The sequence below is a fragment of the Pacificoceanicola onchidii genome, assembly GCF_004804335.1.
Classification (GTDB): Bacteria; Pseudomonadota; Alphaproteobacteria; order Rhodobacterales; family Rhodobacteraceae; genus Pacificoceanicola; species Pacificoceanicola onchidii.
The window spans coordinates 951,878-968,697 of the sequence record NZ_SRXY01000001.1; the positions used below are offsets into that span (position 1 = coordinate 951,878).

A 16,820-nucleotide genomic window follows, 5' to 3' on the forward strand; every position below is an offset into this window, starting at 1 on the left:
CGCACAGCCCTTGCAAACGGCCCTGCATTCCCGCAAAACCCCTCGCAATCACGCCTATTCAAAGGGTTCCCCCATGCGCCTGTCCCGTTACTTCCTGCCCGTCCTCAAGGAAACGCCCGCCGAGGCGCAGATCGTCTCGCACCGCTACATGCTGCGCGCCGGCATGATCAAACAGGCCAGCGCCGGGATCTACTCGTGGCTGCCGCTGGGCTACAAGGTTCTGATGAACATCGAGACCATCGTGCACGAAGAGCAACAACGCGCGGGCCACATTCCGCTCCTGATGCCCACGCTGCAATCGGCGGATCTCTGGCGGGAAAGCGGGCGCTATGATGCCTATGGCGAGGAAATGCTGCGCATCACCGACCGCCACGGCCGTGACATGCTCTATGGCCCCACAAACGAAGAACTGGTAACAGACATCTTCCGCTCGAACGTGTCGTCCTACAAAGACCTGCCGCTGACGCTCTACCACATCCAGTGGAAGTTCCGTGACGAGATCCGCCCGCGTTTTGGCGTAATGCGTGGGCGCGAATTCTACATGAAGGACGGTTACAACTTCGACCTCACCAAGGAAGACGCGCTGCACGCCTACAACCGGCATCTGGTCAGCTACCTGCGCACATATGAGCGCATGGGCTTGCAAGCGATCCCGATGCGCGCCGACGGCGGCCCGATCGGCGGCGACTACACCCATGAATTCCTTGTGCTTGCCGATACCGGCGAGAGCGAGGTTTTCTATGACAGCGAGATCACCGACCTGAAATTCGGCGACCGCGAGATTGATTACGATTCCGTCGAGCAGTGCCAGGCGGTTCTGGAAGAATTCACTTCCCGCTATGCCCGCACTGACGAAACTCATGACGAAGCCGTGTTTGCCGAGGTGCCGGAAGAACGCCGCCGCACTGCACGCGGTATTGAGGTCGGGCAGATCTTCTATTTCGGCACCAAGTATTCCGAAAGCATGGGCGCAATGGTGCAGGACAGCGAAGGCGGCAAGGTGCCCGTCCACATGGGCTCGCACGGCATCGGCGTCTCCCGTCTTCTGGGCGCGATTATCGAAGCCTCGCATGATGAGAAGGGTATCATCTGGCCCGAAGGCGTTACCCCGTTCCACTGCGGCATCGTGAACCTCAAGGTAGGTGACGAGGCGGCGGACGAGGCCTGCGCGTCTCTCTACAAGGCTTTGAGCGCCCTCGGGCTTGAGCCGCTTTACGACGACACCTCTGATCGCGCTGGGGCAAAGTTTGCCAAGATGGACCTGATCGGCTTGCCTTGGCGGATCACGGTTGGGCCGCGCGGCCTCAAGAACGGCGTGGTCGAAGTGACAAGCCGCCGGACCGGGGAAAGCGAAGAGCTTCCGCCGCTCGAGGCGATTGAAAAAATTGCAAAAATCTACGGCAAGGTTGCCAGCTAACCGCAAAGGCAGCCAAGACAACATCAAAGCCCCGGACATGCTCCGGGGCTTTTCTTTTAGGCACCTTCAATCGCGCAATGCCGGCAGGCCAACGCCCGTCGATTCAAACCCGCCATCCGCAGCCACCACCTGCCCCGTCACATAAGACGCCTTTTCGGAGGCCAGAAAACAGATGACCTCTGCCAGTTCCCGCTCGGAGCCGTAACGGTTCAGGGGAATCGCATCGTGATAGGCGTCGATGATCTCCTGTGTATGCACCGCCATGGCCAGTTTCGTCCTGACCGGCCCGGGGCAGACGCAGTTCACGCGCACCCCAAATTCACCAAGTTCCGCCGCATATTGCTTGGTCAATTGAATGACAGCCGCTTTTGACGTGCCATAGGCGACGCGCAGGGTCGAGGCGCGCAAACCGGAAATCGAACCGATGTTCACAATCGCCCCGCTGCTTGCCTTCAAAGCCTCCGACGCCGCTTGCGAACAGAGGAAAACCCCGTCCAGATTGGTCTGCATCACACGTCGCCACATCTCGAAAGAGCACTCTGCAATCGGACCGAACTCGGCAATTCCTGCATTGTTTATCAACGCATCAATACACCCTGACCATTCAAGAGTTTCCGACACCATTCGGTTGACGTCCTGCGGGTTTGATACGTCATACGGCAAGGACAAGACGTTCTGACGCGTGGCCGAAACCGCCGACAACTCCTCAACGTCGTAGTCCACCATGGCCACGCGCCAGCCCTGTTCCAGAAACAGATCTGTGGTTGCCAGCCCGATCCCCCGGGCCGCGCCCGTGACTATTGCGCATTTCTGGATCATCTGCCTCGCCCCTCCATATGTCCCGCGCATTTGTGGCACGCGGACCCGGTCTTGGAAAGGGCGGCGGGGCAGAGCCCCGCCCTACAGGCGCGCTGCGCTCAAAGTCTCATGAGATCGGGCAACTCCCCGGTCAGCCCCGCCGCCTCGCGGATAAACGAGCGGCGCAAACCGGGCGCCTTGCCAACAAGCGCCATCCCGATATCCCGGCCAACCCGAAGCAATGGATTGTCATTCGAGAACAATCGGTTAAAGACGTCCGTCGCCGCCGCCAGCGAAGCCGTATCCCAGCGGCGCCAGCTTTGATAGCGCCCCAGAACCTGCGGGCTGGCGAAGTCTTCTCCGCGCCGAACCGCATGGCTGATCACATGCGCCAGAGCGGCCACGTCCCGCAAGCCAGCGTTCAACCCCTGACCTGCAATCGGGTGCATACCATGGGCCGCGTCACCAACAAGTGCCACACGCTCGGCAACAAAGGCATTCGCCAAAGTCAGGTTCAAAGGATAAGTATAGCGCCCGCCCGCGAGGCTTATTTCGCCGAGGAAATCACCGAAACGCGGCCGCAGAATCTCCAGATACTTCTCATCGGACAAGGCGTTGATGGCACGCGCCTGCGCATCCGTCTCGCTCCAGACGATGCTGCTGCGATTGCCTGTCAGCGGCAGAATCGCCAGAGGGCCGGGCGGCAGGAACAACTGGTGCGCAACGCCGCCATGCGGCAACTCATGCGCAATGGCGCAAACCAGCGCCGTCTGGCCATACCCCCAGCCTGTGCGCTTGATCCCGGCTCGCGCGCAGGTGCCGCTCTGGCGACCATCTGCACCAACGATCAACCGGCATGTCAGAACTTCGCCGCTGGCCAGCGTCACGGACGCACCGGACGGTCCGGTTTCCTGTGCAATCACCGTCTCACCGGCGCGGTGGGTGATTCTGCTCTCTGCATCCATCGCGGCCAGCAGGGCACGGCGCAAATAGCGATCCTCGACCATGTATCCCATCGGACCTTCTTCGATCTCGGCACTATCGAAATGCAGGCCCAGGAAGACCTCAGCTTCGCCCACCCGGCCGTCAGAAACCTTGATCTCTTTCATCGCCTGCGCGTTTTCCGCAAGGCCTTGCCAAAGCCCGAGCCCCTCCAGCATGCGCTTCGATGACAAGGCCAGAGCATAGCCGCGCCCATCGAAATCACCCGCCTCGCGCGTACTGACGGGCAAGGCGTCAATGACAAGAGCGCTTAAGCCGGCCTGCGCGGCGGCAAGAGCAAGGGCGGGGCCGTTCAGACCGCCACCGATGATGATCAGATCGCTATCCATAGGCCTGAATATGCGCGCCTTATCGGGATTGTCCATGCGCCGCGCTGCCGCTACCGTCGGCTTGGGCAAAAGGATGATGGTATGAACGATTTTTCCAAAATGAGCGCAGCAGAACTGGGTCGCGGAATCGGGGCAGGATCCATCGATCCGGTTGATCTGACGGAGTATTTCCTGAGCGCCATCGAGGCCCATCCAATGGCCCCCCGCATTTATGCCCGCCTCACGCCGGAACGCGCCCGCGCCGAAGCCGGGGCCGCACAGGCGCGCGCCAGATCCGGACAACGCCTGTCTTTGCTCGATGGGGTTCCTGTCAGCTGGAAAGACCTCTTCGACACCGCCGGAACCGTCACCGAAGCCGGATCGCACCTTCTGCGCGGGCGCGTTCCGGAGCGCGATGCCGAAGTCCTGCAAAGTGCCACGGCGCTCGGGCTTGTCTGTCTTGGCAAGACGCACATGTCCGAACTGGCCTTCTCCGGCCTTGGCCTGAACCCTGTTACGCAATCCCCGCCTTGCGTAAATGATCCCGATGCTGTCGCTGGTGGCTCATCCTCGGGAGCGGCCGCCTCCGTTGCCTTTGGCCTTGCCGCGGCTGCCGTTGGATCCGACACGGGCGGGTCGGTGCGGATTCCCTCGGTCTGGAACGACCTTGTCGGGCTGAAAACAACGTCCGGTCGGCTCAGCCTCAAAGGTGTCGTTCCACTTGCGGCCAGGTTCGACACCGTCGGCCCGCTCTGCCAAACCGTTGAAGACGCCGCCCTGATGCTTGCCGTACTTGAGGGAGGCAAGCCGATTGACCTGCGCGGCGCACACCTCGAGGGATGCCGCTTCGCCGCCCTGCAAACCATCGTGATGGACGACCTGCGCGGTGACCCAGCCAAGGCCTACGCTGCGGCACTGGAAGCGTTGAAAGCCGCCGGAGCCGAGATTGTTCCCTTCGACTTCCCCGCCCTTGATGGTCCGATGGGAGATGCGGGCATCCTCTACACCACCGAAGCCTGGGGCACATGGGGCGCGGCGATCGAGGCTGACCCCGATCTCATGTTCCCGCCCATTCGTGAACGCTTTGCCGCCGGGGCATTGCCCAAGGGCGCCGATTACGTCGCGGCCTGGCAACGGCTGGATGCTGTTCGGGCCGAATGGTTGGCCGCCACGGCAGGGTTTGACGCAGTCCTCTGCCCAACAGCGCCGAACACGGCCCCAAAGATCGACAAACTCATGGAGCAGGGCGACTACTACGTGAAAGAAAATCTCATCACCCTGCGCAATACCCGTGTAGGCAACCTGATGGGCGGCTGCGCCATCACTCTGCCAACCGGCACCCCCGGTTGCGGTATCAGCCTGATGGGCGCGCCCATGGCCGAAGAGCGCCTCCTGCGGATCGCCGCAGCAGCGGAACAGGCCCTCAGCGCCTGATTTTCTTTGTGCCGCAAATATCCCGGGGAGCGCCTGAGGCGCGGGGCAGAGCCCCTACCAAAGTTTTGTTCCAGCAAAACTTTCCGCTGCGACGGACATCAATATATACACCGCAACATTTTTGCGACATTCCGGCCACACCCGTGCGGCACCCCGCCAAGATTCTGGACAGTGCCCCCCCGGATTTCGTACTCTGACTTCAATGCGGGGCGACAATGATCCCGCACCCTGAGGCAGTACAAAGCGAAACCAGATGTTCCCCGAGCGGTTCTCGAACCTACCGGCTTATGCGTTCCCGCGTCTGCGGGCGCTATTGAATGTGCATGAGGCTGGTGGCCCCGTGCGCCACATGTCCATTGGCGAGCCGAAACACGCGTTTCCGGCTTGGATAGCGGATATCATCGCGGACAACGCAGCCGACTTCGGGCGCTATCCGGCAAATGACGGCACCCCGGAACTGCGCGAGGCCATCGCGGGTTGGATCAACAGGCGCTACGTCGTTTCTCTGGATCCCGACACGCAGATCATGAGCGTCAATGGCACGCGCGAAGCGCTGTACAATGCCGGAATGGCGCTCTGCCCGGAGACGAAAAACGGTTTGCGCCCGGCTGTTCTGATGCCGAACCCGTTTTATCAGGTCTACATGATTTCGGCCATTTCGGTCGGGGCGGAACCGATCTTTGTGCCCGCCACTGCAGAAACCGGCCATCTTCCGGATTTCACCAGCGTCGGAGAAGAGGTCCTGAACCGAACCAGCATGGTCTACATCTGCTCCCCCGCCAACCCGCAGGGTGTGATCGCAGATGAGGCGTATTGGGACGCCCTGATCACCCTTGGCGAGAAGCATGATTTCCAGATCATGGCCGACGAGTGTTACTCCGAGATTTATCGCGATACGCCGCCTCCCGGTGCCCTGACCATGGCAGAGCGCCTTGGCGCGGATCCGGAGCGCGTGTTGACCTTCCAGTCGCTTTCCAAACGCTCCAGCCTTCCGGGCCTGCGTTCCGGCTTTGTCGCGGGTGGGCCAGAGAGCATCAGACGCATGAAGCAGCTGCGCGCTTATTCGGGCGCACCGGTGCCCCTGCCGCTGCAGAAGGCGAGCGCAGCTGTCTGGAACGATGAAGCGCATGTCACGGAGAATCGCGGACTCTACCGCGCCAAATACGATCTGGCCGACCGCATCTTCGGCAATGTTCCGGGTTACATGCCGCCGCAGGCGGGCATGTTCCTCTGGTTGCCGGTAGAGGACGGCGAGGCCGCGACACTGAAACTGTGGAAGGAAACCGGCGTGCGCGTGCTGCCGGGTGAATACCTTTCGAAAGACACCCCAACCGGCAATCCCGGGAAGGGCTATATCCGCGTGGCCATTGTGGCCCCTTATGACGAGACCGAAGCCGGTCTGACGTTGATCAGGGACTGTCTGTATGGCGACTGCGGCTAAAAACAAAAAAACGAGGCGAGGCATGGCAAGTTATCAGTCCCGGGGGCGCGACCCCCTGTTTGACACCGACACGGCATTGACGCTGGAGAAACGCGGGCGCGAATTGCTCGGGCTTGTTCTGGTCGCTGTCGGTCTGATGGCGGCTGCCATGATCGCCTCTTACACGCCGGACGATCCCTCCTTCATGACGGCTACGGACGCGCCGGTGCAGAACTGGATGGGCCGCATTGGCGCCTCCATTGCCGCGCCGCTCTTCATGGTCATTGGCTGGGGCTGCTGGGCCATTGCCGCCTGTTTCCTCGTCTGGGGGGCACGCCTCGCCCTGCACCGCGACGAAGTTGGCCCGCTGTCCCGTCTGGTCTTTGCCCCAATCTGGGTTGCTCTGTGTTCGGTCTATGCCTCGGGCCTGACAGAAAGCGCCGGTTGGAGCCACAACTTCGGCCTTGGCGGCCTGTTTGGCGACATGATGATGGGCTCCTTGCTGAACCTCATGCCACTTGATCCGGGGCTTGGCCTCAAGCTGATGCAATTGCTCCTTGGCGCGGTCATCGTGGTTTTCGGGGCTTTTGTTCTTGGTTTCACCCGCGTCGAGGTTCGCTCCATCGGGCGTTTCCTGTTGCTGGGCGTTGTGATGACCTACGCCAATATCATGTCCCTTCTGGGCAAAGGCGCAGGCGGGGCCGTGAGCGCCGCACAGAAGATGCAGGCCGCAGGTGCCGAGCGCCGCGAACGCCGCCGCGTGGAAGCTGAAGAGGCCGCGGAATGGGCGGCTGCACAAGAAGCCATCACTGAGCCGACTGTCACCGCCGCCCTCAGGGTGCGCCGCGCGGAAAGCCCGATCTATGACGAAGAGCCGACGGACTTCGTGGTTGAGGACGACGACCTGCCGGAAGCCCCGCGCGAAAAGGCCGGGTTCCTGTCCCGCATGCCTTCGTTGATCCGCCGCAATGACGAGCCGCAAGCCATGCCGGAGCCGGAAATGGTCGAGGCGGTCATGGATCACGACGTGGACGCCCCCGGCGAAGACCGCGTGAAGGCCAAGATCGCTGACGTGATCCGCGCCCGTCGCGGCACCAATCCGGCGGTTGCCAAGGCCCCCGCTGCGGACCCGAGCAAGCCTCTGACCAAAGGGCGAGGCCACGGGCCGAAGCCGCTGATTTTCAACCCGGCCCCCGGTGCCGCGCGGGCAGAGCCGCCGCTCACCGCCTCTGCGCGTGTCGAGCCGCCGGTGTCCGCTGTGCCCCCCTCCCCTGCCAGCCTCGTGGACGAAGCCCCGCTGAACGTCGCCGAAGCCATTGAAACATGGCCCGAGGACAAGGGCGTTCAGGAGTTCGCTTCCATTGATCCCGATGCAAACGGGGCGGCCTACGGCGAGATGCGTGACTTTGACGACTATGGCGATGTCGAGGACGAGGCCGTCATTCTCGACACCCCGGCCCCTGCCCCGGTTCAGCGCCACGTTTCCCCGGCCCCCGAGCCGAAGAAGGTTGTCCAACAGCCGGTTCGCAAGCCGATGGTTCCGTCCAAGCGCGCGCAGGCAGAAGCCCAGCCACAGCTCAAATTCGACGATCACAAGCCGGACTACGAACTCCCGCCGCTGAACCTTCTGATGTCGCCGGACCGCATCGAACGGCATGTGCTGTCCGATGAAGCGCTCGAAGAGAACGCCCGGATGCTTGAATCCGTGCTCGATGACTATGGCGTCAAAGGCGAGATCGTCTCGGTCCGCCCCGGCCCGGTTGTGACCATGTACGAACTTGAGCCCGCGCCGGGTCTTAAAGCCTCCCGCGTGATCGGCCTCGCGGATGACATCGCCCGCAGCATGTCGGCCCTCTCTGCCCGCGTCTCCACCGTTCCGGGCCGCAGCGTGATCGGGATCGAACTGCCGAACGACAACCGCGAAATGGTTTCTTTCCGCGAAATCCTGACCGGACGCGATTACGGCGATGGCAAGCACGCCCTGCCCCTTGCCCTGGGCAAGGACATTGGCGGCGAGCCCGTTGTCGCGAACCTGGCCAAGATGCCTCACCTGCTGATCGCGGGGACCACCGGCTCCGGTAAGTCCGTAGCCATCAACACCATGATCCTGTCGCTACTTTACAAGCTGTCGCCCGAGGATCTGCGCCTTGTCATGATCGATCCGAAGATGCTGGAACTGTCCGTTTACGACGGCATCCCGCACCTGCTTTCGCCGGTTGTGACCGATCCGAAAAAGGCGGTTGTCGCGCTCAAGTGGGTCGTTGGTGAGATGGAAGATCGCTATCGCAAGATGTCCAAGATGGGCGTGCGCAACATCGACGGCTACAACGGCCGCGTGGCGGATGCGCTCTCCAAAGGCGAGATGTTCAGCCGCACGGTGCAAACCGGCTTTGACGACGAGACCGGCGAGCCGGTGTTTGAGACCGAAGAGTTCGAGCCCAAGAAAATGCCTTACATCGTCGTCATCGTCGACGAGATGGCCGACCTGATGATGGTCGCGGGCAAAGAGATCGAAGCCTGCATTCAACGTCTTGCCCAGATGGCCCGCGCCTCTGGCATTCACCTGATCATGGCCACGCAGCGGCCTTCGGTGGACGTGATTACCGGCACGATCAAAGCCAACTTCCCGACCCGGATTTCCTTCCAGGTGACTTCGAAAATCGACAGCCGCACCATTCTCGGCGAGATGGGCGCAGAGCAGCTGCTGGGCATGGGTGACATGCTCTATATGGCTGGCGGGGCGAAAATCACGCGCTGCCACGGGCCGTTCTGCTCGGACGAGGAAGTCGAAGAAATCGTCAACCATCTCAAGGCCTTTGGCCCGCCTGAATATGTCTCCGGCGTTGTACAGGGTCCCGATGATGACAAGGCAGACGGCATTGATGCGGTTCTTGGCCTGAACACCGGCGGCAACACCAATGGCGAGGATGCGCTTTACGATCAGGCCGTTGGCATCGTGATCAAGGACCGCAAGTGTTCCACATCCTACATCCAGCGCAAACTTGGCATCGGCTACAACAAGGCCGCGCGGCTTGTGGAGCAGATGGAGGATGAGGGTGTCGTGTCGTCAGCCAACCATGTGGGCAAACGCGAGATATTGGTTCCCGAACAGCAGTAAGCCGGCACGCCTTCGACCAGATCTGTTGAACGGGCAGTTGAACCAAGCAAAAGCAGGGTGATGTGACTGTTGATGAGTTGGCACGGGCGATGGCGCAGGCCGACGCCCTCCCCTTACCCCAGAGGCGCAAGGCGGCGCGCACGTTTGGTTTCGAGGCGTTGCAACTGGAGAAAGCCGGGGCGTTGACCGATGTCGCGGCGCTCGACGTGGCTTTGGAGGCCCTCACCCGCTGCGCCATGGTCCACGGCTGGCCGCAGACATACCACATGGCGCGCGCACGGCTCATGTTGAAACGGCGGGACATGCTGGGTTTGCCTGAGCCCCTGATCGCCGCCGAGAAAGCCATGACGCTTGATGTCGAAATCGGCGGCGTCCTTGTGGCCGATTCTGAAGCCGGTGCATTCGACATGAACGCCGACGGCCCTTTTCACAAAGTCATGGAGCGCCAAGGGTTCTATTTCGTGGGATTTGGCGGCGATGGCATCGTCAAGGTTCGCCTGCGTGTTCACAAGAGCGGCCCCGTAGAGCCGCAAAGCAAAGAGTTTCGTAGGCTGCGAGAGGCGACTCAGGTCGGCGTTCTCGAAGCTCCATCCGGCACAGTTACCGTGCATGGTGGCGGACAGAAGATCCTGCGTTTACCCGTGCCGCCGGGGACTTATGCCTGTTGCGCCTATGGTCTTGGGATTGGACGCAAGCCGGAATGCCTGATGCTGTTGTCACCGCTGACGGACAGGCCCGCGCCGCTTACCGATACACCGGCCCTGAACTTTTGACGCAGGAGAGACCGGCATCAAGACGCCGATGCCCCCGCAGTTCCCCTTGAACCCCGGCCATATGCCGCCGATATCGAAGGGCAAGGGCGCGCGTTATCGCTTAACCTGCGCCAACATGCCAAAAACACGGCATCCCGAGCAGGAAGGAACACGTATGTATCGCAGAGCTTTCACCGCAGGTCTTCTGGCCCTTGGCACCCTCTCGGCCCTGCCCGCACAGGCTCAGCAACTGTCGCTTGGTGCGATTTCCAAGTACCTGAACACCATCAAGTCGGCGCAGGGCAGCTTTACCCAGATCAACGCGGATGGCACGATTTCGACCGGAACCATCGCCATCAAACGCCCCGGCAAGGTGCGGTTCGATTACAACCCGCCGGAACGGGCGCTTGTGCTCGCGTCCGCCGGAGCAGTCTATATCCTGGACCGCAAGCTGAACGCCCAGCCTGAGACCTATCCGCTGAAACAAACACCGCTGTCGATCATCCTTGATCGCAACGTGGATCTGACGCGCGCAGGGATGGTGCGGGGGCATTCTTATGACGGCACCGCCACCACCGTGACCGCGCAGGATCCGAAACGCCCGGAATACGGCACCATCCAGCTCAAGTTCACCGGCAACCCGGTGCAACTGCGGCAGTGGATCATCACGGATGGCGATGGCAACCAGACAACGGTGATCCTTGGCGAGCTGGAAAAGGTGAGCCTGCCGAACCGCTTGTTCTACATTGATCCCGAGCTGGAAAAACTCCGCTAATCCGAATGCCAAAGCTGGTTCCCAAAATGCAAAAGCCCCGGACATCCGGGGCTTTTTTCTTGTGACCAAGAGAGTGGGTCACCAGCCGTTGGGGCCTTTCTCGGCAAAGGCATGCACGAGAAAGTCGATAAACGCGCGTACCTTCGGCTGGGTAAAGCGGCCCGGCGGGTAAACCGCGTAAATGCCTTGGGTTTCGATCGGCAGATCCGGGATGACCTCTTCGACCAGCCCCTCTTCCATGGCTTCGTGATAGAGATAGGACGGCAGGTAAGCGATGCCGAGGCCCGCGGTGCAGGCATTGAGCAAGGACTGCCCATCGTTCACCGTCAGCCAACCTGCGGTGCGGACCTGACGCTTTTCCCCGGACGGGGCGGTCAGCTTCCAGACATTGCCGGAGGACTGGTTGGAGTAGTGCAGCAGCTTGTGCTCGTTCAGATCGTCGATCCGCTGCGGGCGGCCAAACTGTTCGAAATACTTCGGCGAGGCGATCATGCGCTTCGTCGTTTCCGTCAACTTGCGCGCACGCAGGGTGCTGTCTTCCAGCTCCCCTATGCGGATTGCCATGTCAAAACCTTCCGAAATCAGCTCTACATAGCGGTTGTTCAGCACCATGTTCACCGTGATGTCCGGGAACTCGGCGAGGAAATCCCCGAGAACCGGCGAAAGATGGTTTACACCAAAATCCGTCGCCACCGAAATCCGCAGAAGGCCAGACGGCGCCGATTGCATCGACGTCACAAGCGCATCCGCCTCTCCCGCATCGTTCAGAACGCGCCGAGCGCGGTCATAGTAGGCGAGGCCGATTTCCGTGGGTGAGACGCGGCGAGTCGTCCGGTTCAGCAGGCGCGCACCGAGGCGCGCTTCCAGAGAAGACACATGTTTCGAGACGGCGGATTTGGAAATCCCCATCTTCTTCGCGGCGTCGGTAAAGCCCCCCTGATCCACTACGGTGGCGAAGGCTTCCATTTCCGTGAGTCGGTCCATGCTCGGCTCTCTTTCTGCGTTCCGTGTTCCAAGGGTTTTGCCCCGGAACTGGGGCTGAACTTGGGCAGCGCAGCGACAATTGAGAGGAATTGCCGGGGCTGTCCGCCAGCCGGAAACGACGGGCGCGCCAGCCTTAAGTCAAGAAATCACGTGCCAATCACGGCGTTTGGCCTATCCTTCCAGAGGGAACCAGAGGAGGACCCCCATGTTTATTCGCAGTGCACTTACCGCTCTCGCCCTGTTGGCAGCAGGCCCCCTGGTTGCGCAACAGGGCGGCGAAACCCCAGCGCCTGACGGGGCTTCAGTCTACTTCGCCAACCTTTCCGATGGGGATACGGTGTCCAGCCCACTCACGGTTGTGTTTGGCCTCAAGGGCATGGGCGTTGCACCTTCGGGTGTCGAAAAGGAAAACACCGGCCACCACCACCTGCTGGTCAACCGCCCGCCGTTTGGTGAAGGCGAAGATGGCATGGAGGAGATGCAATATGGCCTTCCGGCCGACGACAATCACAAACATTTCGGCGGCGGCCAGACCGAAGTGACGCTGGAGCTGGAACCGGGCAAACACACCCTGCAACTCGTTCTGGGCGACGCCGGGCACGTTCCGCACAGCACACCGGTGATGTCCGAACAGATCACCATCACGGTTGAATAAACGCGCCAAGCGGGTCGGTGGGTGGGCGTGGTTCGCCTTCAAGGCGAACGAGCGGCACCCGCCGACCCGATAGAACCCTCAGAGCGTCGCGGCCAGCCGGGTGCCCTGATCGATTGCGCGTTTGGCGTCAAGCTCTGCTGCCACATCCGCGCCGCCGATGACGTGGCACGCCACGCCCCGCGCCTCCAGCTCATCCGCCAAAGTCCGGTTCGACAACTGTCCGGCACAAAGCACCACCGTATCGCAAGCGATAATCTCAGGCCGCTCCCGCGCTTCACCGTAAGAGATATGCAGGCCTTCATCGTCGATGCGCTCGTAGTTCACACCCGCCTTCATCTCGACGCCTTTCATCTTCAGCGCGGCCCGATGGATCCAGCCCGTGGTCTTGCCGAGACGTTTGCCCGGGCGTTCCGGCTTGCGCTGCAGGAGCGTCACCTTGCGCACGGCCGCATCCGGCTGCGGGCCTTCCGGGGCAAGGCCGGAGCGATGCTCTTCCGGGTCCGTCACGCCCCATTCCCGTAGCCAGTCCGGCAGGCTTTCGGTCGGGCTTTCGCCTGTTACGAGGAACTCCGAGACGTCAAACCCGATCCCGCCAGCACCAATCACGGCCACACGATCACCAACCTCCGCACCGTGTTTCAGAACGTCGATGTATCCCAGCACTTTGGCATGATCCTGCCCCGGAATGCCCGGATCGCGCGGTGTCACGCCTGTCGCGATAATCACTTCGTCGAACGCTTGTAGGCTTTCGGCATTGGCCTCCTCCCCCAACCGCAAGGCGACACCCTGCGCCGCAACCATTGCTGCGAACCAGTCGACCAGACCGTGGAATTCTTCCTTCCCCGGCACCTGTTTCGCCAAGTTAAGCTGACCGCCAATCTGTGTGTCCTTGTCAAAAACCGTCACCGAATGCCCGCGCTCCGCCGCAGCAATCGCTGTCGACAGACCCGCGGGGCCGGCGCCGACAACCGCAACAGATTTGGGCGTCTCGGCCCGTGACAGGACAATCTCCGTCTCATAGCAGGCCTGCGGGTTCACAAGGCAACTCGACACTTTGCCCGAGAATGTGTGGTCCAGACAGGCTTGGTTGCAGGCGATACAGGGCGCAATCTCTGCCGCTTTGCCCGCCGCCGCCTTCGACACGAAATCAGGATCGGCCAGGAACGGGCGCGCGAGTGAGACCATATCGGCACAGCCTGTGCTCAGAACCTCTTCGGCGACCTCCGGCGTATTGATCCTGTTCGAGGTGATTACAGGGATTCCCACCTTGCCCATCAGCTTCTTGGTCACCCAGGCAAAGGCCGCGCGGGGCACCGAGGTGGCAATGGTCGGAATGCGGGCCTCGTGCCAGCCGATCCCGGTGTTGATGATCGTCGCTCCAGCTTTTTCGATTGCCTGGGCAAGCTGCACAACCTCGTCAAAGCTCGACCCGTTCGGTACGAGATCAATCATAGACAGCCGGTAGATGACGATGAAATCCGGCCCTACGGCTTCCCGCACGCGGCGCACCACGTCCAGCGGCAGGCGGATGCGGTTCTCATATGAGCCGCCCCAGCGGTCCTCGCGCTTGTTGGTGTGGGTGACGATAAACTGGTTGAGGAAGTATCCTTCGGAGCCCATCACCTCGACGCCATCGTAGCCTGCCTCCTTGGCGCGGGCAGCGGCGGTCGCGATGTCCGCGATCTGTTTTTCGATCCCCTCTTCATCAAGTTCCTTGGGCGGAAAAGGCGAAATCGGGGATTTGACCGGCGAGGGCGCAACGCAATCCGGGCTGTAGGCATAGCGACCCGCGTGCAGGATTTGCATCGCAATTTTTCCGCCTGCGTCATGCACCCGGTCCGTGACCAGCTTGTGATTTGCGATGTCCTGCTCGGTGAACAGTCCCGCGGCGCCCGGAAACACGCCACCTTCGCGGTTCGGCGCCATGCCGCCTGTCACCATCAGGCCGACCCCACCCCGCGCGCGCGTCGCATAGAATTCCGCAACCCGGTTCCAGTCGCCGGTCTCTTCAAGATTGGTGTGCATGGAGCCCATGAGCACGCGGTTCTTGAGGGTGGTAAACCCGAGATCGAGCGGGGCAAGCATGTGAGGGTGGGATGTCATGGCGCACGGGTTCCTTTGGCGATGGCTCTTGGCAGAACACATCAACCCGCGCGCCAAGTCACGACCAACGCTGCGTCACGACGTGTTGGCCTGGCAGGGGAAAATTTTGACGGGGCAAAATTTCTTCGGGGCGCTGCCCCGGACCCCGGGATATTTCGAGCACAAAGAAGCGGATGCGTTGCTCAGGCGATGAGGATCAGGGCGAGGATGGATAGGGTCAAAAGCCCGATCCCGCCGAGTTCGCGCCGCGTAACCGTTTCCTTGAAGAACAGGACCGATGCGGCGAGTGAAAGGATCAGCTCCACCTGACCCAACGCATAGACATAGGCAGCCGTTTGCAGCGTGAAGGCCGTGAACCACGAGAGTGTTCCCGCCATCGAGGTCACCCCCAGCCAAATGGCGGTTCCGCGCGCCTGCCAGACTTTGGTGATCTGTCCCGGCTCGCGCAGAGAAAGCCAGATCGCCATGCTCAAGGCCTGCATCGTTGTAACGCAGACAAGGCTGATTGCGGCGCGCAGCACCGGGTCATCGGAAGGAATGGCCAGTGTGGCGGCTCGGTAACCCACCCCTGCAATAGCAAAGAACAAACCGGAGCCGAGCCCCAGAACGACGGCTTTGCTGCGCAGGCCCGAGAAGAACGCATCGGCCGAGCCCGGCGTCTGCGAGAGCATCAGCACTCCCGCCATTCCGATCAGGATCGCCAGCCATCCGCCAAAGGAGATCGCCTCGCCCAATACAATCAGCCCGAGCAACGCTGTTTGCAGCACTTCGGTCTTCTTGAGCGTGATCCCCACGGCGAAGTTGCGTTCGGAAAAGGTCAGAACAACCAAAACCGTTGCGAGGATCTGACCAAGCCCACCGAACACGGCCCAGAGCCAGAAGGATGCGCCAAGCGCAGGCACCTGTTGCTCGCTGATCAGGAGGTAGCCCGCTGTCACCAAAAGGGCAGCCGGGGCCGCATAGGCAAACCGGGCAAAGGTGCTGCCCGTTGCTGACAGAGTTCCGCCGGCCAGCAGCTTTTGCAGCATGAAGCGGACGGTCTGAAAGGTGGCCGCCGACAGTGTGGCAATGATCCAGAGTTCCATGCCGCCAGCTATGACCGCCCGTTAAGACTTTGGCCAGAGAGGATGGGGCACAGGGTCCTTGGCCTTCCAGAAATACTTGCGGAAGATCTCGCCGTAAGAGCTGTATCGATACCCTTCATTCCGGGTCAGGTAGCGTGCGCGGTTCTGATAGTAGAGGCGAGGCAGGCGATACCACGGCACCGCCGCATGCATGTGGTGGACCACGTGAAGGTTGTTGTTGAGAAAGATCAGGGCCAGAGGTCCCCGGTCTTCGATAATGACCGTCCGACCGCGCGCCTCAAGGTGCGCCTGATGCTCAAGGAAGGTCCGGATTTTCAAGATCGACAGCGCCGCATAGGTCGAGGCCAGAAAGGCCCAGAGCGGCAGAGCAGAGAACGTTGCCCAGAGCCAAAAGACAACCAAAACCGCAGGGATGTGCAGCAGCCATCCGAGCCAAACCCGCTGATCGCCGCCTCTCATGGCCGCAACATCGCCTTTGACAAAGGCCCATGTCCCGATCGCCGGGCCAAACAGCATGCGGCCCGCCAGCGTGTTGTTCACCCGCGCCAAAGCGCGCATCCATCGCGGCCAGCGCATCCAGACCGCCGGGTCCAGATAATTGCTCTCCGGATCATCATAAGGGTCCGTGAGCAGTGAATCGCGGTGGTGCGCAAGGTGCGTGTCCTTGAACCGCAGATATGGCACAACCAGCGACAAGGCCGGAAACACCAGAACGCCGTTCCAGAATGCCGAACGAAACGGATGGCCGTGCAGCATCTCATGCGTGAGCGAGGAATGCAGCGCCGCGCCCAGCGCGACGCAGACCATGCCCAGCGGCAGCCAAAGGTCCGCCGCAGCCGTAATGCCCAGTCCCCACAGCACGTAGCACAGGATAAGCAAGCCAAGCGTCGGCCATTCCAAAGACCGAAATTGCTGCATCCTGCGCGTGATCTGCTGTTCGTCCATGGGCAACCTCCTGGCCTGAAACCT

At 61.5% G+C, this 16,820-nt stretch carries 14 protein-coding genes; 8 read left to right on the forward strand and 6 right to left on the reverse strand.

The window, feature by feature from the left end; all coding sequences use genetic code 11:
* Positions 1–73 precede the first annotated feature (73 nt).
* A complete protein-coding gene (gene proS, locus E4662_RS04670) occupies positions 74–1,417 on the forward strand; it encodes a proline--tRNA ligase (protein ID WP_136440077.1) in 1,344 nt (447 codons plus the stop codon).
* 66 nt (positions 1,418–1,483) lie between these two features.
* Here the strand turns inward: proS and E4662_RS04675 are convergent, their stop codons facing one another.
* Together E4662_RS04675 and E4662_RS04680 are read right to left on the reverse strand one after the other, a co-directional pair.
* Positions 1,484–2,236 carry an SDR family NAD(P)-dependent oxidoreductase gene (locus E4662_RS04675; RefSeq protein ID WP_136440078.1) on the reverse strand — a complete coding sequence of 251 codons (753 nt, stop codon included), beginning with the start codon at positions 2,234–2,236 and terminating at the stop codon, positions 1,484–1,486.
* Positions 2,237–2,334: 98 nt separating this feature from the next.
* Positions 2,335–3,582, reverse strand: coding sequence for a UbiH/UbiF/VisC/COQ6 family ubiquinone biosynthesis hydroxylase (locus E4662_RS04680; protein WP_136440079.1), 1,248 nt, complete (start codon positions 3,580–3,582; stop codon positions 2,335–2,337).
* A gap of 45 nt (positions 3,583–3,627) precedes the next feature.
* On the opposite strand from E4662_RS04680, the gene E4662_RS04685 reads away from it, so the two are divergent.
* The 5 genes from E4662_RS04685 (at position 3,628) to E4662_RS04705 (ending at position 11,024) form a co-directional block, all read left to right on the forward strand.
* Positions 3,628–4,959: an amidase gene (locus tag E4662_RS04685; protein ID WP_136440080.1), complete on the forward strand. Its 1,332-nt coding sequence runs from the start codon at positions 3,628–3,630 to the stop codon at positions 4,957–4,959.
* A 253-nt stretch (positions 4,960–5,212) separates the two neighbouring features.
* Positions 5,213–6,400, forward strand: a complete 1,188-nt coding sequence (locus E4662_RS04690) for an aminotransferase class I/II-fold pyridoxal phosphate-dependent enzyme (RefSeq protein WP_136440081.1) — start codon at positions 5,213–5,215, stop codon at positions 6,398–6,400.
* Between the two features lie 22 nt (positions 6,401–6,422).
* Positions 6,423–9,497: a DNA translocase FtsK gene (locus E4662_RS04695; protein WP_136440082.1), complete on the forward strand. Its 3,075-nt coding sequence runs from the start codon at positions 6,423–6,425 to the stop codon at positions 9,495–9,497.
* A 62-nt stretch (positions 9,498–9,559) separates the two neighbouring features.
* The gene (locus tag E4662_RS04700) at positions 9,560–10,270 is read left to right on the forward strand and encodes a hypothetical protein (RefSeq protein WP_136440083.1); all 711 of its coding nucleotides are present in this window, start codon (positions 9,560–9,562) and stop codon (positions 10,268–10,270) included.
* Between the two features lie 154 nt (positions 10,271–10,424).
* Positions 10,425–11,024 carry a LolA family protein gene (locus E4662_RS04705; RefSeq protein ID WP_136440084.1) on the forward strand — a complete coding sequence of 200 codons (600 nt, stop codon included), beginning with the start codon at positions 10,425–10,427 and terminating at the stop codon, positions 11,022–11,024.
* A gap of 78 nt (positions 11,025–11,102) precedes the next feature.
* Here E4662_RS04705 and E4662_RS04710 read toward each other — a convergent pair whose 3' ends face one another.
* Positions 11,103–12,008, reverse strand: a complete 906-nt coding sequence (locus E4662_RS04710) for a LysR family transcriptional regulator (RefSeq protein ID WP_136440085.1) — start codon at positions 12,006–12,008, stop codon at positions 11,103–11,105.
* A gap of 205 nt (positions 12,009–12,213) precedes the next feature.
* Here E4662_RS04710 and E4662_RS04715 point away from each other — a divergent pair, with 205 nt between their 5' ends.
* Positions 12,214–12,663: a DUF4399 domain-containing protein gene (locus E4662_RS04715; protein ID WP_136440086.1), complete on the forward strand. Its 450-nt coding sequence runs from the start codon at positions 12,214–12,216 to the stop codon at positions 12,661–12,663.
* 78 nt (positions 12,664–12,741) lie between these two features.
* On the opposite strand, the gene E4662_RS04720 is transcribed toward E4662_RS04715, so the two are convergent.
* Complete coding sequence (locus E4662_RS04720; RefSeq protein ID WP_136440087.1) at positions 12,742–14,766, reverse strand: FAD-dependent oxidoreductase; 2,025 nt, start codon at positions 14,764–14,766, stop codon at positions 12,742–12,744.
* 28 nt (positions 14,767–14,794) lie between these two features.
* Here E4662_RS04720 and E4662_RS23995 point away from each other — a divergent pair, with 28 nt between their 5' ends.
* Positions 14,795–14,959 carry a hypothetical protein gene (locus E4662_RS23995; RefSeq protein ID WP_168797887.1) on the forward strand — a complete coding sequence of 55 codons (165 nt, stop codon included), beginning with the start codon at positions 14,795–14,797 and terminating at the stop codon, positions 14,957–14,959.
* Here E4662_RS23995 and E4662_RS04725 read toward each other — a convergent pair.
* Together E4662_RS04725 and E4662_RS04730 are read right to left on the reverse strand one after the other, a co-directional pair.
* Positions 14,949–15,851 carry a DMT family transporter gene (locus E4662_RS04725; RefSeq protein WP_136440088.1) on the reverse strand — a complete coding sequence of 301 codons (903 nt, stop codon included), beginning with the start codon at positions 15,849–15,851 and terminating at the stop codon, positions 14,949–14,951. The two genes, E4662_RS23995 and E4662_RS04725, sit on opposite strands and share 11 nt — an antisense overlap.
* A gap of 21 nt (positions 15,852–15,872) precedes the next feature.
* The gene (locus E4662_RS04730) at positions 15,873–16,796 is read right to left on the reverse strand and encodes a fatty acid desaturase (protein ID WP_240705117.1); all 924 of its coding nucleotides are present in this window, start codon (positions 16,794–16,796) and stop codon (positions 15,873–15,875) included.
* Positions 16,797–16,820: the final 24 nt, after the last annotated feature.